The sequence below is a fragment of the Cryobacterium sp. GrIS_2_6 genome (assembly GCF_035984545.1).
Lineage (GTDB): Bacteria > Actinomycetota > Actinomycetes > Actinomycetales > Microbacteriaceae > Cryobacterium.
In genome coordinates this window covers 432,015-452,797 of sequence record NZ_JAXCHP010000001.1, presented here as the reverse complement: position 1 = coordinate 452,797, position 20,783 = coordinate 432,015, and the positions used below count along the sequence as shown (strand labels likewise).

At 65.9% G+C, this 20,783-nt stretch carries 23 protein-coding genes, 1 tRNA gene and 1 other RNA gene; 8 read left to right on the top strand and 17 right to left on the bottom strand.

The features are described 5' to 3' along the window. The first annotated feature begins 22 nt into the window (after positions 1-22). The gene (locus RCH22_RS02095) at positions 23-217 is read left to right on the top strand and encodes a helix-turn-helix domain-containing protein (protein ID WP_327012642.1); all 195 of its coding nucleotides are present in this window, start codon (positions 23-25) and stop codon (positions 215-217) included. Next, entirely contained in the window at positions 217-1,449 is a 1,233-nt protein-coding gene (locus RCH22_RS02090) for a tyrosine-type recombinase/integrase (protein WP_327012641.1), read from the top strand. The genes RCH22_RS02095 and RCH22_RS02090 overlap by 1 nt, the downstream gene beginning before the upstream one ends. Positions 1,450-1,709: 260 nt before the next feature. On the opposite strand, the gene RCH22_RS02085 is transcribed toward RCH22_RS02090, so the two are convergent. Next, positions 1,710-1,785 (bottom strand) — tRNA-Lys (locus RCH22_RS02085). Between the two features lie 117 nt (positions 1,786-1,902). Between RCH22_RS02085 and RCH22_RS02080 the strand changes: the two genes are divergently transcribed. After that, positions 1,903-2,781, top strand: coding sequence for an inositol monophosphatase family protein (locus RCH22_RS02080; protein ID WP_327012640.1), 879 nt, complete (start codon positions 1,903-1,905; stop codon positions 2,779-2,781). Next, positions 2,781-3,344: a septum formation family protein gene (locus tag RCH22_RS02075; RefSeq protein ID WP_327012639.1), complete on the top strand. Its 564-nt coding sequence runs from the start codon at positions 2,781-2,783 to the stop codon at positions 3,342-3,344. The genes RCH22_RS02080 and RCH22_RS02075 overlap by 1 nt, the downstream gene beginning before the upstream one ends. Positions 3,345-3,362: 18 nt before the next feature. Here RCH22_RS02075 and RCH22_RS02070 read toward each other — a convergent pair whose 3' ends face one another. The 8 genes from RCH22_RS02070 to prfB all read right to left on the bottom strand — a co-directional run bounded on the left by RCH22_RS02070 (position 3,363) and on the right by prfB (position 11,551). Further along, positions 3,363-5,087, bottom strand: a complete 1,725-nt coding sequence (locus tag RCH22_RS02070) for a SulP family inorganic anion transporter (protein ID WP_327012638.1) — start codon at positions 5,085-5,087, stop codon at positions 3,363-3,365. Positions 5,088-5,133: 46 nt separating this feature from the next. Further along, the gene (locus RCH22_RS02065; protein ID WP_327012637.1) at positions 5,134-5,793 is read right to left on the bottom strand and encodes a dihydrofolate reductase family protein; all 660 of its coding nucleotides are present in this window, start codon (positions 5,791-5,793) and stop codon (positions 5,134-5,136) included. Between the two features lie 167 nt (positions 5,794-5,960). Further along, positions 5,961-6,347, bottom strand: a transfer-messenger RNA (tmRNA) gene (gene ssrA / locus RCH22_RS02060). Positions 6,348-6,466: 119 nt separating this feature from the next. Then, complete coding sequence (locus tag RCH22_RS02055) at positions 6,467-7,441, bottom strand: hypothetical protein (RefSeq protein WP_327012636.1); 975 nt, start codon at positions 7,439-7,441, stop codon at positions 6,467-6,469. 89 nt (positions 7,442-7,530) lie between these two features. Next, positions 7,531-8,007: an SsrA-binding protein SmpB gene (gene smpB, locus RCH22_RS02050; RefSeq protein WP_327012635.1), complete on the bottom strand. Its 477-nt coding sequence runs from the start codon at positions 8,005-8,007 to the stop codon at positions 7,531-7,533. A gap of 89 nt (positions 8,008-8,096) precedes the next feature. After that, positions 8,097-9,011: a permease-like cell division protein FtsX gene (ftsX, locus tag RCH22_RS02045; protein WP_134447301.1), complete on the bottom strand. Its 915-nt coding sequence runs from the start codon at positions 9,009-9,011 to the stop codon at positions 8,097-8,099. Next, positions 9,008-10,348 (bottom strand): cell division ATP-binding protein FtsE, encoded by a 1,341-nt coding sequence (ftsE, locus tag RCH22_RS02040; RefSeq protein WP_327012634.1) that lies wholly within the window; start codon positions 10,346-10,348, stop codon positions 9,008-9,010. The genes ftsX and ftsE overlap by 4 nt, the downstream gene beginning before the upstream one ends. A gap of 90 nt (positions 10,349-10,438) precedes the next feature. After that, positions 10,439-11,551 (bottom strand): peptide chain release factor 2, encoded by a 1,113-nt coding sequence (gene prfB / locus RCH22_RS02035; RefSeq protein ID WP_327012633.1) that lies wholly within the window; start codon positions 11,549-11,551, stop codon positions 10,439-10,441. Positions 11,552-11,636: 85 nt separating this feature from the next. Here prfB and RCH22_RS02030 point away from each other — a divergent pair, with 85 nt between their 5' ends. From RCH22_RS02030 to RCH22_RS02020, 3 genes are read left to right on the top strand one after another with little or no spacing between them, the layout of a single operon-like run. After that, positions 11,637-12,950, top strand: coding sequence for an MFS transporter (locus RCH22_RS02030; protein WP_327012632.1), 1,314 nt, complete (start codon positions 11,637-11,639; stop codon positions 12,948-12,950). A gap of 43 nt (positions 12,951-12,993) precedes the next feature. Further along, positions 12,994-13,467 (top strand): nitroreductase family deazaflavin-dependent oxidoreductase, encoded by a 474-nt coding sequence (locus RCH22_RS02025; protein WP_327012631.1) that lies wholly within the window; start codon positions 12,994-12,996, stop codon positions 13,465-13,467. Between the two features lie 2 nt (positions 13,468-13,469). After that, complete coding sequence (locus RCH22_RS02020) at positions 13,470-14,132, top strand: pentapeptide repeat-containing protein (RefSeq protein WP_327012630.1); 663 nt, start codon at positions 13,470-13,472, stop codon at positions 14,130-14,132. A gap of 138 nt (positions 14,133-14,270) precedes the next feature. Here RCH22_RS02020 and RCH22_RS02015 read toward each other — a convergent pair whose 3' ends face one another. The 7 genes from RCH22_RS02015 to RCH22_RS01985 all read right to left on the bottom strand — a co-directional run bounded on the left by RCH22_RS02015 (position 14,271) and on the right by RCH22_RS01985 (position 18,364). Continuing rightward, positions 14,271-14,822 carry a metalloregulator ArsR/SmtB family transcription factor gene (locus RCH22_RS02015; protein WP_327012629.1) on the bottom strand — a complete coding sequence of 184 codons (552 nt, stop codon included), beginning with the start codon at positions 14,820-14,822 and terminating at the stop codon, positions 14,271-14,273. 59 nt (positions 14,823-14,881) lie between these two features. After that, positions 14,882-15,766, bottom strand: a complete 885-nt coding sequence (locus RCH22_RS02010) for an EamA family transporter (RefSeq protein ID WP_327012628.1) — start codon at positions 15,764-15,766, stop codon at positions 14,882-14,884. A gap of 79 nt (positions 15,767-15,845) precedes the next feature. After that, positions 15,846-16,490: a phosphoribosyltransferase family protein gene (locus RCH22_RS02005; RefSeq protein WP_327012627.1), complete on the bottom strand. Its 645-nt coding sequence runs from the start codon at positions 16,488-16,490 to the stop codon at positions 15,846-15,848. 243 nt (positions 16,491-16,733) lie between these two features. Then, positions 16,734-17,231, bottom strand: coding sequence for a pilus assembly protein TadG-related protein (locus RCH22_RS02000; RefSeq protein ID WP_327012626.1), 498 nt, complete (start codon positions 17,229-17,231; stop codon positions 16,734-16,736). After that, positions 17,228-17,755: a hypothetical protein gene (locus tag RCH22_RS01995; protein ID WP_327012625.1), complete on the bottom strand. Its 528-nt coding sequence runs from the start codon at positions 17,753-17,755 to the stop codon at positions 17,228-17,230. The genes RCH22_RS02000 and RCH22_RS01995 overlap by 4 nt, the downstream gene beginning before the upstream one ends. Then, positions 17,730-18,122 carry a TadE/TadG family type IV pilus assembly protein gene (locus RCH22_RS01990; RefSeq protein WP_327012624.1) on the bottom strand — a complete coding sequence of 131 codons (393 nt, stop codon included), beginning with the start codon at positions 18,120-18,122 and terminating at the stop codon, positions 17,730-17,732. Before RCH22_RS01990 ends, RCH22_RS01995 begins: the two co-directional genes overlap by 26 nt. A gap of 56 nt (positions 18,123-18,178) precedes the next feature. Beyond that, positions 18,179-18,364 carry a hypothetical protein gene (locus tag RCH22_RS01985; protein ID WP_327012623.1) on the bottom strand — a complete coding sequence of 62 codons (186 nt, stop codon included), beginning with the start codon at positions 18,362-18,364 and terminating at the stop codon, positions 18,179-18,181. Positions 18,365-18,585: 221 nt separating this feature from the next. Between RCH22_RS01985 and RCH22_RS01980 the strand changes: the two genes are divergently transcribed. Beyond that, positions 18,586-19,992, top strand: coding sequence for a recombinase family protein (locus RCH22_RS01980; protein ID WP_323508330.1), 1,407 nt, complete (start codon positions 18,586-18,588; stop codon positions 19,990-19,992). Here the strand turns inward: RCH22_RS01980 and RCH22_RS01975 are convergent. Beyond that, positions 19,989-20,543 (bottom strand): recombinase family protein, encoded by a 555-nt coding sequence (locus RCH22_RS01975; RefSeq protein WP_327012622.1) that lies wholly within the window; start codon positions 20,541-20,543, stop codon positions 19,989-19,991. The two genes, RCH22_RS01980 and RCH22_RS01975, sit on opposite strands and share 4 nt — an antisense overlap. Positions 20,544-20,783: the final 240 nt, after the last annotated feature.

Genomic DNA, 20,783 nt, shown 5'->3' with positions numbered 1-20,783 from the left:
TCGCCGAACTGAAAGACACGCCATGCCAAATGCCACTCCAGCCGTCACCGTTTACGCTCCACTCTGGGACGCTACCGACGTTGCGACCTACGCGAAGATTAGCGTCGGTACCGTACGCAACTGGGTCGTCGCCGGTCGCATGCCCAAGCCCCTCCGCATCGGCCGGACCACCCGCTGGCCGGCTGATGCCATCGTCGCGTTCTTCGGAGCTATGTAATGGCCGGCAGACCGGTTCTCGAGCTCGGCGCCTACGGCAACATCAGCGCCAAGCAGGTCTCAGAGGGCGCATGGAGGGCCGTAGCCTGGCAGCGACACCCAACGACCGGGGAGCGCAGGCAAGTGCGGGCATCCTCCACTACGGAAGCCAAAGCGAAGGCTGCCCTCAAGAGCAAGATGGACGCTCGAGTCAAGACTCCCACGAGCATCGGTACCCCTGCGCTGAGCCGGATGTCAACGGTTGCCCAGCTCATCGAGCTGTATATCGCGGAACTGGACGACACCGATTTGGCATCCGCAACCGTCACTCGGTACACGCGCACCGCCCGTTTCCAGATTCTGCCGGCTATCGGCCAACGCCGCCTTCACGAGCTAACACAAGGCACCTTTGCCAAGCTCATTCTTGACGAGCACAAGAAGTCCCCCTCCGAAGCAAAACTCATCCGGGCGGTGTCCGGCAACCTAATGACTTTGGCGCTTCGTCACGATGCTGTGGCCTCTAACACCGCGGTCAATGCAGCGGGACACCTCCCCAAAGTAGAAAAAGCCGACCCTCAAGCGCTCACGCCCGATACTGCCGAGCAGATGTTCGACCTCCTGATTGCTGCTAAAGACCGGTCGCGTCCAGGCCCGAATTCCCGCAAAGGCAGCACCGACCTAATCGACGTCCTGTCTCTGCAGCTTGCTCTCGGTGCCCGAGTGTCTGAGGTTGCCGCCATACAAGTGCAGGACATCGACTGGACGGCCGAGCCTCCCGTCATCACGATTCACCAGGCCGTGTCCATCCAGGGCCCGCGAGGCAAGAAGCTCGGGGCCCGTCAGTATGAGATTCCCGGCTTCTATTTTGTGCAGCCCTATACAAAGGCGAAAGATGTCCGCCGTGTCGTCCTCGATGACTTCGCCATCGAGATTCTGCGCCGTCGGGTTGACACACCAGGTACCGGCGGGCTCATCTTCTATGCCGCCACAGGTGCACCTCTCAACCTCGCCAATCTGCGTCGTTCGATGCGGGCGGCCCTTGCGGGCTCCGAGGTCGAGTTCGCGAGCACCCACTCCATGCGTCGCTCGATTGCATCGGAGGTTGGCCACCACCCGGAGTATGGGCCGGAAGCCGCGCAGAAGCTCCTCGGGCATGGCCAGCTCAGTACAACCATTCGCAGCTACATAAGCCGGGACGTTTCGGTGAGTGATGTGCGCAAGGTGAGCGCGAAATTCGGTCGAAGAGTGTTGTGAGCGCCATCGTAAGAACGTGAACCGGGCGGCCGGGCACCTCGCCAGCTCTATTTACGCGGACTTAGCCCTAGGTCTCCACGCGACAGGTCCACACTTAACCACAAAAGCCTCTGACAACGCTGGTTGTCAGAGGCTTTTCTATTTGTGTGGACCGAGCACAAGTCCACAGTTACTCCACACTTATTCAGGTGACAATAGCTGATTCCAAGTGATCCCAAATGACATGGAAACCAGTAAAACAGCCGGTCAATCCGCTTTCTTGGTGCACCCCCCGGGACTTGAACCCGGAACCCACTGATTAAGAGTCAGTTGCTCTGCCAATTGAGCTAGAGGTGCGTGTTTGTTTCTCCGGGACAACCCGAAGCGACTCTAGAGAATAACACCGGAAACGTCCCGGGCGCCAATCGAGGCCGCGCACCGGTGAGTCGCGCGGAAATTACTATCCTTGGGAGTGTGACCGACGCAACAATTCCTCCCCGAAACAGTGCCTCCGACGAGGCCTCCACCTACAGCCTCGACGATGACCTGGCCCTCGCCATCGAACTCGCCGACGCCGCGGATGCCATCTCCCGCGACCGCTTCACCGCGATGGACCTCGTCGTCACGACCAAGCCGGACCGTACCCCGGTGACGGACGCCGACCAGGCCGTCGAACGAGCCATCCGTGCCTTACTCGCAGCGCGACGTCCGAACGACGGCATTCTCGGCGAGGAATACGGCACCGCCGGCTCGACCGTGCGCCAGTGGATCATCGACCCGATCGACGGCACCGCCGGTTTCCTGCGCGGCGTGCAGATCTGGGGAACTCTGATCTCCCTCGCTGTCGACGGCATCCCCGTCGTCGGCGTGGTGAGCTCCCCCGCCCTCGGCAAGCGCTGGTGGGCGCGAGCTGGCGCCGGCGCCTGGTCCAGCGACGAGCGCACCCCCGACGCAGCCCCGCGCCGGCTCCAGGTCTCCGGCGTCTCGACCCTCGCCGACGCGTCCCTCAGCTACAACAGCATCCAGCAGTGGGACCAGACCGGCCACCTCGACGAGCTTGTCGCCCTCTCCCGGTCGGTGTGGCGCACCCGGGCATACGGCGATATGTGGTCGTACATGCTCCTGGCCGAAGGCGTGCTCGATATCGTGGCCGAATTCGACCTCAAGCCGTACGACATGGCCGCGCTCGCCCCGATCGTGCAGGAGGCCGGCGGCACCTTCACCTCGGCCGACGGGCTCGAGGGACCCTGGCAGGGCAGTTCCCTCGCCACCAACGGACTGCTGCACGCCGCGACCCTCGAGGTCCTCCGCGCCTCCGCGGCCGGCACCGCCGGCACGGCCCGTCACGGCTAATGCCACCCTCACGCCCCGATGCGGTCCGGGTTGCCCCGCTCTCTGCCCGGCGCGCCGTCATCGCGCGAGCTGCGGCCACAGCAGCACTTGCCCTCGGCCTGTTGCTGGCGGTGAGCGGATGCTCCTCCGTCGCCCATCTCGCCCCCTCGGCCAGTGACGGGGCCGCCTCGCTTGCCGCATCAGCCATGGCCGTGCCGATCCAGGTGTCGAAGCTCGTGGTCGGGGACTGCCTCGACAACTTCGGGGACACCGATGTGGCATCCGCTGTCGGCGTCACGCTGGTGCCGTGCACCGAAGTGCACGCCTTCGAGGTCTACGCGGGCTTCGACCTGCCGATGGAGTCGTATCCCGGCGAAGACGCTGTCGTCGCGGCGGCCGAAGGCGGCTGCGGAACCCGATTCGAGGCCTTCACCGGCAGTGCCTACGACGGCTCCCAGCTCGATTACAACTACTTCGTTCCGCCGGAGGACGGCTGGACGATTTCCGGCAGCCACCTGGTCTCGTGCCTCATAGACGACCCCGCCGGCCCCGTGACCGGAACCCTCGCCCAGGCCCGCCGCTGATGAATTGATATCACGACGTCAGGCGTCACGGTCCCACTGCGTGTCGTCGAGGTCGCCCCGCAGCGTGCCGGTCGCCGCGTCGACGGCGGCGCCGACGGTGTCGGCGAATCGTTCGGGCGGGAACCGTTTGCCGAGGCCGTATCGACGTAGCACGTCTTTCACGGGACCCTTCATCTCCGCGAATACGAGGGTGGCGCCGCGCTTCTTCAGGAACTCGTCGAGTTCGAGCAGTTCGTCGATGGCGGTGGTGTCGATATCGGTGATCGGTTCCGCGGCCAGGATCACGGTGCGCACGTCGGTGCCGGCGGCGCTGACGGTCGCCCGAACGTAGTCGTCGAAGATCCCGCCATTGGCGAAGAAAAGCGGTGCGTCGAAACGAACGATGACGATGCCAGGCAGGCGCTCGCCTTCCGGGTGCCGTGACAGGTCGTGGTAGCCCCGGAGGCCATGAATGCGACCCAGCTCCGCGCGGTACGGCCGCCAGGCATGGCCGATGAACTCGCCAAGGGACAGAACGACCGCGACGATGATCCCTGCGATCACTCCGGCGACGAGCACGCCGAGGAAGGCCGCGACGGACAACACGGCATCGGTCTTGCTCATCCTCACGAGGGCGACGAACCCCCTTATGTCGACCAGTCCCGCCGCAGCGACCATGACGACGGCCGCGATCGTGGCAGAGGGCAGGAAGTCCGTGAGGCCGGGCCCGAGCAGCATGAACAGGACGAGGAAGACAGCCCCGGCCACTCCGGCGAGTTGAGAGCGCGCCCCGGCGCTCTCAGCGGCGGCAGTGCGCGACGACGACGCCGAGATGGGGAACCCGCCGAACAGGCCGGCGAACAGGTTCGAGGCGCCGACCGCCGCCATTTCCTGGTTGCCGTCGACAGTGTCTCCGCGGCGCGCGGCGATGGTGCGGGAGAGCACGGCGGTGTCCGCGAAAGCGATGAGCGCCATCCCGAGCGCGGGAAGTGCCAGACCGACGACATCCGCCCAGTGCAGGCCGGTGAGGGCGGGTGCCGGGAGGCCGGCGGGGAGAGCGCCGACGACGGGGATGTCGGCGTGGAGGCCGAGGGCGTACGTCAGTACCATCGAGGCCGCGACCGCGACGAGGATCCCTGGGATCCGGCTCTTCGTCCAGACCAGGACGACGATGACACCCAGTGAGCCGATTCCGAACAGCACCGCGGTCGGGTTCACCCTACCGCCGACGATGCCCGTGACGATGGCGATCGCATCTCCCAGCGGTGACGCAGAGGAGAGAGCGAATCCGAGGAGCGACGGGATCTGCGACAGGATGACGATTACCGCGAGCGCGTTGAGGTAGCCGACCCGGAGCGGCTTGGAAAGCAGGTCGGTGACGAATCCGAGGCGTAGGAATCCGCCCACGATGAGTGCCGCACCGACCATGATTCCCAGGAGCCCGGCCAGGGTAACGGCGCGGGCGCTGTCCCCGGCCGCGAGCGGCAGGATGGCCGCGGCGATGATCGGCGCGAGAGCCGAGTCGGGAGCGAGCACCAGGATCCGGGACGGCCCGACGACGGCGTAGACGAGAAGAGGAACGATCGTGGCGAACAGTCCTGTCACGGGCGGAAGACCGGCGACCTCGGCATAGCCGATGCCGACCGGGATGAGCAGGGCGGTCAGGATCGCCCCTGCGCGCAGATCGGGCAGCAGCCAGGTGCGCCGATAGCTCAGCACTGTAGCGACCCCTGGCGCCCATTTCCGCAGTCCGGTGTCGGCCATCAGACTCCTCGTCCGAGGTCATCATGCCCCGAAAGCGCGCGGCGGACTACCGAGCCGTGTGACGGGTGAAGACCAGATGGACGACTCCGGACGGAGAAGGGGTCGCCTCGATATCAAAGCGTTGCTCGAGCCCTTCGAGTTCGTCCCACAGCCGTTCGCCCCGGCCCAGGACGATCGGTACCAGGACGATGTGCATGTGGTCGATCAGATCGGCCTCGAGGAACTGCCGAACCGTGCTGACGCCGCCACCGACCCGGACGTGGCGGTCGCCGGCAAGGGCGCGGGCCTGTTCGAGCGCCGAGAGGGGGTCGGCATCAACGAAGTGGAAGGTTGTTCCGCCGTCCATCACGAGCACCGGCCGGGGATGGTGCGTCAGCACGACCACGGGGGTGTGGAACACAGGGTTGTCGCCCCACCATCCCTGCCACTCTTCGTCCTCCCAGGGACCACGCACCGGGCCGAACTTGTTGCGCCCCATGATCTCCACGCCGATCCCGGGGCCCCAGGCGCTGGCGAACGCATCGTCGACGCCGAATGATGCCACAGACTCCCCGTGAAGGCCCATCTCGCGGAAGGTGCGTGTCGCGATCGCCCACTCCATGAGCCGGGAGCCTGCGTGGCCGAAAGGAGCGTCGAGTTGCTGGCCTTCGCCGGTGCCGAAGCCGTCAAGGGAGACCGAGAAGTTGTGCACGCGGACGAGGGACATGTCATCTCCTGAAGTCGTGGTCGTAGGGAATCACACTATGGTGATTCGACCCACGGGCTCAAGACCGAGGGTCGGAGACTCGAGGACTCGAGGACTCAAGGACTCAAGGACTCAAGGACTCAAGGACTCAAGGACTCAAGGACTCAAGAGCGTGTGACAGGAGCCGATGGTGGAGATGGGGGGAATTGAACCCCCGTCCACTGCTGTGGTCATATGCCTTCTACGGGTGTATCCAGTGAAGTCGTTCTACTCGGCTCCGGAATTTGCCACTGTCAGCTAATCCGACGAGCCCAGCCCTCGTTTAAGTCCCCCTACACCCCGCGGCTCAGAGTAGGAGCAATCTCTCTAAATGACGTCAGGGTCCGGGTAGAGAGCATTCCCGGCCTGACGGACTCTCTAGTTGCTTTACTTAGGCCGCGAGGGCGTAAGCAGAAGCAGAGTCAGTGCGGTTTGTTTTGGCACTTATTGTTTTGCAGGGAGCGTTAACGAGTTAACCCTGCATCCTCGACCCGCTTCTCACATTTGCGCAGGCAATGTCGAAACCGATCATCCCCATGCGCACTCGTCGCCATTGTTCGGCGCCACCGACTTGCGGCGGAATGAGTGGGTCCTGTCACACGCTGTTGAGTTGTCAAGACTGCACTCGCTCTTTTCGAACTGATCGTGCAGCCCTTCAGTCTACAACACTTCTGCCGGAATGCGGGGCGACGGCCAGCAGGACGCGCTCGGCCTCGGAGTCGCCGGGAACGATCACGTCGATGCGCGCAGCACCCGACCGGACCGTGACGATACTCGCCTCGGCGTAACGCGGATGCCGCTGTACGGTGACCGACTCCAACCGCGCCAGGAACACGATCAGTCGGGAGCTCGACAATTCGGACCGATCGGCCAGACCGAACCAGTCGCAACGAGACAGCACTTGAACCTCCGCGTCGGTCCCGCAGACGATGGCGCCGTGCAGCACAGTCGGACGGAACAGGTTCAGCACCCGGGCCATGAAGTCGCCGGTCGCCCGAACCCGCTCACGCGGATGCGCGGCGTAGAGGTGGAGTTCGGGCTCGCGATCCCGAAGATTCGTCCAGTCCGCCATCAGGTCCGCGTCGGTTGCCCGGAACGCGGCAGAGTTCAGGACGGCATTGGGCCGCCGGTCGATGGCGGGGCCGACCGGGAAAGTCAGCATCGAAGCCGCGGCCGTTGCGGCGTCGTGTGAGCCGAACGACACTTTCGAACCGAGCGACATGTCACGGAGCAGGTCGACGAATCCGCTGACGACCTCGCGCGAGGAGCCGTTGTAGCCGACCTGGAGCACGGCGCCGTCCCGGGGATGCACCCGCAGGCGCCCGTCGGCGAGGTCGACGCTGTCCTCGATGGCAACGACGGCGTCATAGGGCAGCGTCGAGCCGGCGTATGCCGAACCGGTCCTGCTCAGCACGGTGAGGGCGTCGCTCCCCGCGATGATCAGGTGGTCGTAGAGATCCATAGTCGGATCCGCGTCCCGGCGGGGGATGTTCCGCGGCACCTTGAGCACGAGCCGTTCGGACGTGGGATCGCAACCGAAGTCGCGAAACAGCCGCGGGACCTCATCCAGAGTCCGCACCGCGTCCACCCAGGGGCCGAAGGCGTTGTATTCCGCGTCGGCTGTACTCATCGCCTCATCGTAACGCCCCGCATACGCCGCATCGGCGCCTGCGGGTGCCGTCGCCCGCTCGCCCGACCGGTGGGTGATTCAACCGGGTATCAGTCGCCGAGGTGCTTGCGCGCGGACATCGCGCGGTCGGACTCGCGCTTGTCCTGGCGCTCACGGAGCGTCTGGCGCTTGTCGTATTCCTTCTTGCCCTTGGCGACGGCGATCTCAACCTTGGCCTTGCCGTTGCTGAAGTAGATCCGCAGAGGGACGAGCGTGTAGCCGCCCTCTTTGGTCTTGTGGCTGATCTTGACGATCTCCTGCTTGTGCAGCAGCAGTTTGCGCTTGCGCCGCGGCGGGTGGTTCGTCCAGGTGCCGGCCATGTACTCCTGAATGTGCACGGCGTCGAGCCAGGCTTCGCCGCCTTCGATGAAGGCGTAGCCGTCGACGAGCGAGGCGCGGCCGGCGCGCAGCGACTTCACCTCGGTTCCGCTCAGGACCATTCCGGCCTCGTACGTCTCCTCGATGAGGTAGTCGTGGCGTGCCTTGCGATTGGTCGAGACGACCTTTTCGCCGATTTCCCTGGGCACGGGTTACTCCTCAGCGTCAGTGGGTGGGCAGGCCGGTACCGGCCAGCCCACCAGTCTAGCGCTCGGCCTCGAGCCGCTCGGACGAACGGCTAGACCTTCAGGTATCGGGTGATGGCGAAATTCGCAGAGAACGCCGCGAGTACCGCGCCGACCACCAGCAAGATCGGCACGACGAGGAGCGCATCCTGCATGCCCACGAGCGAGAAGCCCGTGAGCCGGGAACCGAGGAAGCCCTGCACGAACCATTGCACGAGGGCAAGGACCGCACCGCCCGCCAAAAGCGAACCGAGGAGCGCGGCGAAGACGCCCTCGAGGATGAACGGCGTCTGGATGAACCGGTTCGACGCACCGACGAGTCTCATGATGCCGAGCTCACGCCGCCTCGAGAAGGCCGACAGCCGGATGGTGGTTGCGATCAGCAACGCTGCAGCCACGAGCATGAGCGAGGCGATACCGATCGCCGTGTAACTCGCCGCATTGAGTACGGAGAAGATCTGGTCGAGGTACTTGCGCTGGTCCGCGACGTTCTCGACCCCGGCCACGCCGGACAGGCTCTCCACGAGCACATCCGATTGGGACGGGTCCTTGAGGTTCACCCAGAAGGTCTGGTTCAGTTGCTCGGGAGTCACATAGTCGGCGACCGGGTTGCCGGCGAACTGCTTCTTGAAGTTCTCGAAGGCCTGCTCATGCGTCTCGAAGTAGTACTTGTCCACGAACGGCGAGAGCGTCGGCGACTCGAGCTGGGCCTTGACGGCGTCGATCTGACCCTGGCTCGCCTCTCCCCCGGTGCAGGTCTCCCCCGGCGAGATCGCGGTGCACATGTAGATTCCGACCTGGGCGCGGTCGTACCAGAAATTCTTCATCTGGCCGATCTGCATCTGCATCAGGATCGCAGCGCCGACGAAGGTCAGCGAGATGAAGGTCACGAGCACGACAGAGACAACCATCGAGGCATTGCGACGCAGGCCGTTGGCGGCTTCGGAGAGCACCAGTCCGAGTCTCATCGGGTGGGTCCCACATTCTGTTCGCCGGTTTGGTCTGGTTTTTCGCCGGGAGCACGAAGCCCCAGCCTCTCGGCCAGGGTGAGCTGGTCGAGAACGTCGTCCTGGGTAGGTGCCATCGGACGCGACATGTACTTCGGTTGCTCGGCAGCACCCGCATCGGACGGGAAATCGTCTGCACCGGTCCCCGTTGGGGTCGTCGCGGCATCCGCCTGGGAATCGCGGCCGGGCAGGAAGATCGCCGAGGTCAGCGGCAGGGGCATGCCGGAATCTGAGGCAATGGCCATGGCCTGCTCGCCGAACGGCTGCGGAATGGCGGCGAGCGGCGTGGCCGTGGCCGTGGCCGCAGCGTCTGCGCCCGTCTCGGCGAGGGCGCCCGCACGAGCCGGGTCGTCGGGGACGATGACGACAGGCGTGACGGGTGCAGCAGGAACGGGAACGGCCGGGGGCGCAAGCGGCGCGGGCACGGGTGCGGAGGGGTGGGTGAGGGCAGGAGTGGCCGGGGCCATCGGGTTCGCCTGGTTCGCCGGGTTAGCAGGGTTCGCAGGGGCGAACACCGACGGCAGTGCGCTCGGCGCGAGTGCTGACACGGTGTGCTGCGGGTCGATGGCCGGCTTCCGGTGCAGCCCCGCTCCGAGCGGAATGATCGGGATGCCAGCGGTCGCGTAGCCGCCCTGGCGTTCGTCGCGCACGATCTTGCCGCCGGAGAGCTCGATGACCCGGCGCTGCATCTTGTCGACGATGCCGGCCTCATGCGTGGCCATGACCACGGTCGTGCCACCCGCGTTGATGCGCTCGAGCAGGGCCATGATGCCCGCGCTCGTGGTGGGGTCGAGGTTTCCGGTCGGCTCGTCGGCGAGAAGCACCTGTGGCTTGTTGACGATGGCCCGCGCGATCGCGACCCGCTGCTGCTCGCCGCCGGAGAGTTCGTGGGGCAGCCGGAGCGCCTTCTCGGCGAGTCCGACCATCTTGAGCGTGTCAGGAACGGCCTCCTGGATGAAGCCGCGCGACTTGCCGATCACCTGCAGGCTGAAGGCGACGTTCTCGAAGACGCTCTTGTTCGGCAGCAGCCGGAAGTCCTGGAAGACGACTCCGAGGTTGCGACGGAAGTATGGGACTTTGCGGTTCGAGATCGACCGCAGGTCCTGCCCGAGCACGTGGATGCGCCCGCTCGTGGGTTTGTCCTCCTTGAGGATCAGCCGCAGGCAGGTTGATTTACCCGAACCGGATGCACCGACGAGGAAGACGAACTCGCCGCGCAGAACCTCGACGTTGATGTCGTCGAGGGCCGGTCGGGTCGTTCCCGGATATTTCTTAGTGATGCTGTCAAAACGGATCATGGCCCCTTGAGCCTAGGCAGGCATCCTGTGTTTTGCCAGTTCGACATACCGGCAAGCTTTTCCTCACAGGCAGGAACCCCCGAATTGGGCTCAATCCTGCGGTGCCTGCTTGCGCCAGCGGATGCCGGCGGCGATGAAACCGTCGAGGTCGCCGTCGAAGACCTGGGTGGGATTGTTGACCTCATAGTTCGTGCGGAGGTCCTTGACCATTTGGTACGGGGCGAGCACGTAGCTGCGCATCTGGTCGCCCCAGCTCGCCGTGATGACGCCAGCGAACTCCTTCTTGGTCGCGGCTTCCTGCTCGCGCTGGATCAGCAACAGCCGGGACTGCAGCACCCGCATGGCGGCCGCCCGGTTCTGGATCTGGCTCTTCTCGTTCTGGCAGCTCACCACCGTACCGGTGGGGAGGTGGGTGATCCGAACGGCGGAGTCCGTCGTGTTGACGGACTGGCCACCGGGTCCGCTCGACCGGAACACGTCCACACGGATGTCGGTGTCCGGGATCTCGATCGACTCGGTCTGCTCGATGAGCGGCACGACCTCGACGGCGGCGAAAGAGGTCTGGCGCTTACCCGCGGAGTTGAACGGACTCATCCGCACGAGCCGGTGGGTGCCAGCCTCGACGCTCAGCGTGCCGAAGGCGTACGGCGAATCGATCTGCAGGGTCGCGGACTTGATTCCGGCCTCTTCCGCATATCCGACGTCGAGCACCGTCACCGGGTAGTCGTGCTGTTCGGCCCAGCGCAGGTACATCCGCATCAGCATCTCGGCGAAGTCGGCGGCATCGACGCCACCGGCGCCCGAGCGGATGGTCATCACGGCGGGTCGTCCGTCGAATTCGCCATTGAGGAGTGTGTGCACCTCGAGTTCGCCGAGCACCTTCTGCAGGCTCGCGAGCTCTGCGGTAGCCTCCTCGGCGGACTCTTCGTCGCCCTCGCCGTCGTTGGCCATCTCGACGAGGACCTCGAGGTCGTCGAGTCGGTGCTCGATGCTCTCGATGCGCGCGAGCTCCGACTGGCGGTGGCTGAGGTCGCTCGTCACCTTCTGGGCGTGCTCCGAGTCGTCCCACAGGTCGGGGGCACCGGCCTGGTCGTTCAGGTCGGCGATGTCGGTGCGCAGCTGATCGATGTCGATCACGGCCCGGATGTCGCCGAAGGTGGCCCGCAATGCGGCGATCTGCTCCGAAATGTCCAACTCAATCATTTGTTGCTCAGCCTACCCGGCGTCACAGGACCCCGGCTTGTGTCCGCCCGGCCGCGGCCGGGCACGCGGGTAGCATCGAGGAGTCATGACAAGCACCGAACGCCCCTTCAGCCTGCGCTCGGTAGCCCTTGCCGCCTTCCTGCCGACCTTCCTCTTCTCTGTCGGTGAGGGTGCGATCATCCCGCTGATCCCGATCGTGGCCAACAATCTCGGGGCGTCACTCGCGATGGCGGGGTTCATCGCCGCGATGATCATGGTCGGCGAGCTCATCGGCGACATTCCGAGCGGCTGGGTCGTCTCCCGGATCGGCGAGCGCAACGCGATGATCTGGGCCTCGTTCCTCGCGATCATCGCCGTCCTCGTCTGCCTGGTCGCCCCGAACCCGCTCGTGCTCGGCATCGGCATCTTCGTCGTCGGCCTCGCGACGGCGATCTTCTCCCTCGCCAGGCACGCCTTCATGACGAGCTACGTGCCGGTCGCCTACCGGGCCCGCGCGCTGTCGACCCTCGGCGGGATCTTCCGCGGCGGCTGGTTCGTCGGCCCCTTCATCGCGACCGCGGTCATCCGCTTCACCGGGGGCACCCAGGCCGTGTTCTGGGTGTTCGTCGTCGCGTGCCTTGGCGCTGCCCTCGTACTCCTGCTGCTGCCGGACCCCGCGAGCACCTTCGGCACTCCCGAACTCGCGACGGCCCCTGATGGAACCGTGCGCCCGGCCGGCCAGGAACTCGCAGAGGAGGAAAGCCAAGGCCTGTTCCAGACCATCTGGAGCTTCCGCGGTGTCCTCATCCGCCTCGGCACCGGCGCGGGCCTCGTCGGCGCGATGCGGTCGGCGCGCGCCGTCCTCATCCCGCTCTGGGCCGTCAGCATCGGCATCAGCGAGCCGGACATCGCGCTCATCATCGGCATCGCCGGCGGCATCGACTTCGCCCTGTTCTACGCGAGCGGCCAGATCATGGACCGGTACGGTCGCATGTGGAGCGCGCTCCCCTCCATGATCGGTCTCGGCCTCGGCCTCCTCGTCCTCGCGTTCACGCATGACCTGTCCACCAACGTGCAGTGGCTCATCGGTGTCGCGATGTTCCTGTCGGTCGCGAACGGGATCGGCAGCGGAATCCTGATGACTCTCGGCGCCGACCTGGCCCCCAAGGACAACCCGGCACCGTTCCTCGGGGCGTGGCGGTTCACCGGCGACTTCGGCAGCGCCGTCGCCCCTGTCGCGGTCGCCGGGCTCACGATCGTGTCGATCTCCCTCGCGAGCGGCGTGATGGGCGCCTTCGGGCTGATCGGCGCCGTGTTGCTCGGCCGATACATTCCGCGCTACATTCCCCGCCGTCCCCTGCCCGGAAGTAATCCCGGACCCGCCTCCGGGACCCCCGGAACGGTGCCCGGCCGAGAATGACCGATGCGGAATGCTCCCCACTGGAGTGACGTTTAATGGTGTCATGCCCCTCATCGGAGAATATGCACCCAGCCCACAGCAGTGGGTCCGCGACCAGGTCGCCCTCTACGAGAGCTCCGGCGGCCAGCAGGGCACCACGATGCGCGGCATGCCCGTCATCGTGCTGACCACGCTCGGTGCGAAATCCGGCAAGATCCGCAAGGCCCCGCTGATGCGCGTCGAGCACAATGGCTGCTACGCGGCCATAGCCTCGCTCGGCGGCGCACCGCGCAACCCGGTCTGGTACGCCAACGTGGTCGCCCACCCCGAGGTCGAGCTGCAGGACGGCACCCGGACATGGGACATGGTCGCCCGTGAGGTCACAGGCGACGAACGCGCCGCGTGGTGGGAGCGCGCCGTAGCGGCGTACCCCGACTATGCCGAATACCAGGTCAAGACCAAACGGATCATCCCCGTCTTCGTGCTCGAGCCCGTCTCCGCAGAGCCCGTCTCCGCCGTACCCACGACGCAGGGCTGAGCGTGGCGCGCGCCCGCTCCGGCACCAAACCTCCACTTCTCGACCCGATCCGCCTCGACGACCTCACGGATGCCGATGGCTCAGAACTCGTCTCTGGCGCCGACGTCGAAGCGCAGCGTTTCAGCGATTGCGACATCGACGGACGGGACCTGACCGGGGTCGCCTTGCGCGAGTGCGAATTCCACACGGTCTCGCTGAACGATGCAAAACTGCGCGGCGCAACCCTGTCGGAGTGCGTCGCGGGCGAACTGCACGCCGCCGTCTTCAGCGCACCCCGCTCGGTCTGGCGCGACGTGCGTGTCGAGCACTCCCGCCTCGGCTCGGTCGAGCTCTACGAGTCGAGCCTCCGATCCGTGCAATTCGACGGCAGCAAGCTCGACTTCGTCAATTTGCGGAATGCCCAGCTGCACGATGTCCTGCTGAGCAATTGCATCATCGAGGAGCTCGACCTCGGCAGCGCGACTGTGCAGCGCCTCGAGCTCCGGGACTGCCGGATCGGCACTCTCGACGTGACGAGGGCCACGCTCAAGGACGTCGACCTGCGCGGAAGCGATTTCAGCGTCATCCGTGGTCTCGAGGGCCTCCGTGGCGCCACGATCGACGACTCCCAGCTCAGCCTCCTCGCTCCGATCATGGCCGGTCACCTGGGCATCATCGTCGAGTAGCGGCGCCGCGTTCGGCGTCCGGGGACCGACGTCGCCGCGCGTTCCTGCTTCGCGCGCCTTTTCCGCCGCTCCGCGCCAGGCGTGCACGGCGCGCAACGGCGGAATTGGCGCGCGAGGGCGCGCCGGACCGGTGCGGGCTCAGGACTTCCGCGAACCGCCCGACTGTGCCGACTTCCGGGACTTCCCTGCCTTCGACTTGGCGGATTTCTTGTGGGACTTCGGGGACTTCGGGGACTTCGGGGACTTCGGGGACTTCGGGGACTTCGCTGGTCCCGAAGGAGCGGTCCGGCCCGCGGAGAGCCGTGGGGTGGACTGCAGGTCGCTCGGGTCGGCATCAGCTTCGGCCCGCAGGGACGCAGACTCGACAGGCTGGTCGCTCCGCGCTGCGGCAGCCGGGCGACACCCCTGCAGCCAGTCGTCGAGGTCGTCGAACGCGGTGGATGCGAGCGAGTAGATGCGTTGCTGGGCGCGGGGCTCCACGGTGACGAAGCCCGCCTCGCGCAGGGTACGCAGATGCCGGGAGGTCCCGGGCTGGCTGAGGCCCAGGTGCGCCGCGAGCTGGCCGGTGCTGCGCACGCCGAGCCGCAACTCGGCAAGGATCAATCGGCGATTCGGGTCGACAAGGACATCGAACGCGGTTTGCATACCCCCGGCATGGGTATCGGTCGGCGAACTGCCCGTGGTCTGCATTGCTTTAGTATGCCTTCGGCTTATATAACCGTCAAGCTCATATAAGCGCCGGTCTTGGACTACGGGATGGCGCCCGCTGTCGCCTCCAGGTCGGAGATCGGGCGGTCGCGCTGGGTCGCAATCGCGGCGCCCGCGGCCAGGCAGACCACGACGATCGCGATCTGCTGCTGGAGCAACAGGGTCTCCCCGAGCACGAGCACACCGAAGATCGCCGCGATGACCGGTCCGAAGCTCGTGATGATCGCGTAGAGGCGCGGGGTGATCCGGCGCAGGATGTAGGTGTCGAGCACGTACGGGAATGCAGAGGAGAGCACCCCGATCGCGAGCAGCAGACCGAGCACACCCCAGTCGAGCCGGCTGTCGTCGACGGTGAGAAGCGCAAACGGCACGAGCAGGGTGAGGCTGACGACACTCGCGATCGAGATGCCCTCGAGGCCGGGGAAGGTCAGGGCAACCCGTCGGGTCAGCATGATATACCCGGCCCACGCCGCCGCCGCGACGAGAGCGTAGAACAGGCCGAGCAGGTTGATCTCTCCGGAGGACCAGGTCAGCAGAAAGACTCCCCCGGCCGCCGTGGTCGCGCAGAGGAAGTCGAGCGGTCGCCGCGAGGTTACCAGGGCGAGGGAGAATGGGCCCAGGAATTCGATCGTCGCAGCGATGCCGAGCCCGAGCAGGTGCACCGCCTCGTAGAAGGCGAGGTTCATCACGGCGAGATCGAGTCCGAGCAGGAGCGCGGGCCAGAGCAGCCGCCACGTCAGGGTGGACAGTTTCGGTCGGTAGAACGGCAGGAGCGCGCAGGCCATTACGATCTGCCTGGCCGCGACGACGACGGGGGAACCCACGATCGGGATCGCGAGTCCGGCGAGCGAGGAGCCGTAGTTGATGCTGACCTCGGTGGCGAGCTGGGCACCGGCCCCGGCCAGCCGTTCGGATTTCGCCGTCACGCGGGGGCCCCTGTCTCGTTCACGATGTCGTGCCGCGCGGATCGCGCTCGAATTCGAGGCTAGCGGGTGGCGGGACGGTTCACGGCCCGGCCCACGCCTCCTTCAGGAGTGTGACCGTTTCCTCATCGGACAGCTGGTGGAAGTCGACGTAGAACTGTCCGATCGCCCAGAATTGCTCGGGGGTCTGCACCACGACCACGTCGTCGGCGAGTCCCCGCATCTCCTCCAGGGCATCGGCCGGGGCGACGGGCACCGCAAGGACGATACGCGCGGCGCCCGCGCGCTTCACTGCGGCGAGGGCAGCCTTGGCGGTCGCTCCCGCGGCGAGCCCGTCGTCGACGACCACGACGACCCGACCGTCGGGGTTCGACCGGGGGCGGTCTCCGAGATAGACCGCCCGCCGCCGCTCGATCTCGGCGAGCTCCCGGCGCCTGGACCGGCCGAGTCCCGCGGCGTCGGCCCCGCTCTCGACGAAGACGTCCTCGTTGACGATCATCTGGGCGTCTTCCCCGTCCACGACGGCGCCCATCGCGACCTCCGGGAATCCGGGTGCACCGAGCTTGCGCACGAGGATCAGGTCGAGGGGAGCGTGCAGCCGCCGGGCGACCTCGAGGGCGACCGGCACTCCGCCGCGGGGCAGCGCGTAGACGACGGGGTCGGTGAGGTTCAGCTCGGCGACGAGCTCGGCGAGCAGGCGGCCGGCGTCGCGGCGATCGGCGAACATGGGGCCTCCCGGTTCCTTCGGGTTCCTTCGGGTTCCTTCGGGTTCCTTAGGGTTCCTTCGAGTTCCTTCCGGTTCGTCCCGGTTCGTCCCGGTTCGTCCCGGTTCGTCCCGGTTCGTCCCGGTTCGTCCCGGTTCGTCCCGGTTCGTTCCGGTTCGTCCCGGTTCGTCCCGCTTCGTTCCCCTTCGTCCCGGTTCGTCCCGGTTCCTCCCGGTTCACTGTAGAGAGTAGCCCCGCGTGCGCCTCTACCGGAAGACCGAGCGGGCGACGGCAGACACCTCGAGGGGAACACCCGCCGGCAGCACGAGGGTGAGGACGGGCGGGCGCCAGTATGCACTCAGGGACACCGTCGCACTCTGACCATCTGCGGATGCCGCCCGACTCACGACCAGTTTCTCGAGGGTGGGGTGCGGGGCCGTCGCGAGGTAGGCATCCGCTGCCGTGCGGACCGCTGCGGAATCGAGTTCGGTGCGCAGCGGGACCGCCGAACCATCCGGGGCGATGGTGACCGCGTCGAGAGTGTACGCCTCAGCTGCGGCGAGCGCGGCACCGTCCGCAAGGGTGAGCAGGCGACTCCGCTCGAGGTAGAGGGACGATGCTGCCACGACCAGGAGGATCACGACGAGCGCGAGGAAGCTGTAGAAGATGGTGAGCAGGAGGGTGGAACCGGTGTCGTCCGAGAGGTCGTCCGGCCTGTCACCGGCTCGCACCTCGGGCGCCCTGCCTCGTGGTCGCACGGTCATGGTCCGGTCCCCGGCTGCCAGAATCGGGACACGGTCTGGGTCGCGTTCGACTCGAGGGGCACGCTCGCCGTCCCGGCCAGGCCGAGCACGTCCGGCACGAGGGGCAGGGGCACCCGCAGGCGCACGGTGACCGTCACTGCGGTGCGACGTTTCAGGCATCCGCCGGCCGCGGCCGCGCAGTCGATCGACACCTGCGCGTCCCCGGCCGGAAGGCCGTAGTCGGCGAGGGCGAAGTCGACCGCGCGCTGAGCCCGCTCCGCCGCGACTGCCTCGCTCGGCGCGCGCACATAGACGCGGGCGGCCTGCCGGGCGGCTCCCTCCACAGCGAGCGCGCCGCCCTGCAGCACGGACATGGCGAGCACGAGGTAGACGAGCGGCACAAGGAGGATCATGCCCGTCGTGATGAATTCGAGGGACGCCGACCCGTGGTCAGAGCGAAGTCGGCGGGAGATTCGTTCCTCGAAACCGGCGGGGGCTGGACGATGGGTGCCGTGTGCCTCAGTCCGAGCCTTCGACGACGGCACGCCCGATCACCTCCAGGCTCCGATCGGGGCCAAGCAACCCGAGCAGCGGAAGCGGGACGACCACCCGCATCCGCACTGTCGGGTAGCCTCCGTCACTCGCGTAGGTCGCGGTCTCGTCGGTCGCGAAGGCGGGACCGAGCGCGGCCACGATCAGGTCCCGGGTGCGCGCGGTGCCGGCATCCAGGCCGGTGTCGGCGAGCGAACCGTAACGGGCGCCCTCGGCGGCGGCATCGAGCACGGTGTTGCGCACGTGCAGCGCGAGTGCGAGTTGAAGCACGGTGAGGGTCAGCACCGTCAGGAGTGCCGCGACGAGCACGAACTCGGCCGGCGAGGAGCCGCGGTCGGCACCGAAATCGCGGCGCAGCATCCCTCGCCGACCGCCGGTCTGCGGCGCGACGCGCTGCGCAGGGCAGGCCGAACGCGTCAGAGTCCGCTCACCCGGTTGATCGCCTGTTGGAAGATGCCGCTCAGCGCCGGCCCGGCGAGACCCCAGATCACGATCACCAGCCCGGCGGTCATCAGCGTAAACAGGACCCAGCCGGGCACGTCCCCGGTGTCGTCGTACCTCGCCTTCCACTGGCTGCGGATGCGCTGCGTCAGGGTGTTCATGTTCGTCTCCTCTTCCCGGTGGTCGTCGTGTCAGTGGTTGTCGTGTCAGAGGTTTTCGTGCAGGTGGTGAGGGTGCCAGGGAGCGGTCCAGGTATGCGGTCGAGGCAGGCACGGTCAGAAACCGGCCTGCAGGATGAAGAGGCCGGGGAAGATCGCGAACAGGATCGTCATGGGGAGGATCAGGAATACGAGCGGAAAGAAACAGACATTACGATGTAGCTATGAGAGCTGCGATTTACTGCCGGATTTCCATGGATTCCGCGGGAGAGGGGCTCGGTGTTGAGCGCCAGCGCCAGGACTGCATCGTGAAGGCCGCCAAGCTGGAGTGGGATGTCGCCGGGATTTACGTCGATAACGATGTGAGCGCATCGTCCAAGAAGCCGCGGCCGCAGTTCGAGAGAATGCTAGCGGACGTGCGCTCCGGCGCAATCCAGGCAATCGTCGCGTACTCGATAGACCGGTTGACCCGAAAGCCTATGGAGCTCGAAGGGTTCATCAATATGGCGAATGACCTCAAACTTGAGCTCGCAACTACCACCGGCGAGATTGACTTATCGACCCCCGTCGGCCGGATGATGGCGAGAACCCTCGGGACGATCGCGGGGTACGAGACCGAAGCAATGAGCACAAGGCTGAAGCGCAAATTCCTGCAGAAGGCTCAGGCCGGCGAGCCACACGGATATGCGCCCTACGGATACGCCCGGACCAAGGATTCGGCGGGTATAGGCCAGGACAAAATCCATCCGGAGTATGGGGCCGTCGTCCGAGAAGCAGCCGAACGGATCCTGGCCCTCGAGTCGTTGCGATCCGTCGTCACGGATTTCAACGCCCGCGGGATCCACGGGCCAAAAGCTCCACTCTGGAACTCGACGATCCTCAGACAGATTTTGCTCCGGCCAACCAATGCCGGTCTCCGGCAATACCAAGGCCGAATTATCGGTCAGTCGACCACCGAACCGCTCTATGATCAGGCCACCTACGAACGGCTGGTCGCCCTACTGAAAGACCCGGCGCGACGGTCAAACCATGTCGGCCCGGGGTTCAAGTATCTGTTGTCGGGTCTTGCACTCTGCGGGTTGTGCGGTGGGGTGATGCGCCGGCAGATTGGCAGGACCGTCGTCAGCGAGAAGACCGGTGCAACCAAACGACAGCCGCCGGCGTACAACTGCTCGATCTGTTACAAGGTGAGGAGGCACCAGGAGGCTGTGGACGCCTCTATTGTTGAGCTCGTCGTTGGGCGGCTCGGGATGCCGGATGCGATCGATCTGTTTGCGACCAGTGACAGCGGTGTCGCCGAAAAGGCCCAGTCAGCAATCGACGCCGTCAACGCCAAGGACCTCGTGGTCAGCCAGATGTTCATGGCCGGAGAGATCACGCGGGAGCAACTGCGGAGCATGACGGCAGCCAGCGGCGAGGCTCGAACGAAAGCTCAGCGGATGCTCGATACGGCGCGGCCGTCAACACCTCTTGCCCATCTGACCGGTGGCGACGTTCAACAAAAATGGGATGAGCTGGACATGAGCGCCCAGCGCGATGTGGTGGCCCGACTGCTGACTGTCGTGATCATGACCGCAGGAAGCGGCACCCGGTACAGCGCGGAAGATCTCGTCGTTGTCTGGAATGACTAGGCAGCCTCTAGAGCCCGGTAGGCCGTGGAGCGGCCACACCCCAGCTCGGCAGCGATGGCCGAGACCGCTGTGCCTCGGGCATACATAATCTTGGCCAGCTCGATCTGTGCAGCGGTCAGCGCCCTCGGACGACCACCGATGCGACCGCGGGCTCGGGCAGCGGCGAGACCGGCGCGGGTCCGCTCCACAGTCACTTCCCTCTCCATGGAGGCCAGGCCGGCCAAGAGGGTCAGGAGCAGTCGCCCCGCGGGAGTGGTTGTGTCTACACTCTCTGTGAGCGATCGGAAGCCGACGCCCTTACCCCCCAGTTCCTGGATCAACGCGAGCACATGAAGAGTCGACCGCCCCAGCCTGTCTAGGCGATGTACCAGAAGGACGTCGCCGTCTCTGAGGTAGGCGAGCGCCGCGTCAAGTCCAGGCCTGGTCGTCTTTGTGCCGCTGACTCCGTGATCCTGAAAAATCTTCTCGGCGCCTGCTCCGTTCAAGGCCAGAAGCTGTCCGTCGAGGTTCTGGTCCTCGGTGGAGACTCGTGCGTAGCCGATGATCGACATGTTGCCTTCCCGAATACGTCAACTGGAGCTTCCGGGAATGGAAAGCTACTAGGACGACTTCTGGGATAACCATGCGCGGCGCGTCCGACTTTCGGGCGGCGGTCCCACAACCGGTCGTTTTTGGGACGCTCCGCGCATGCACTCCGTATGACCACCAGAGAGTTTTGGAGTATTCCGGACTTCCGTTTGGGAAATAGGTCGCGACAACCGATATCGGTTGTCCGGCCTATTTTTTTTGCC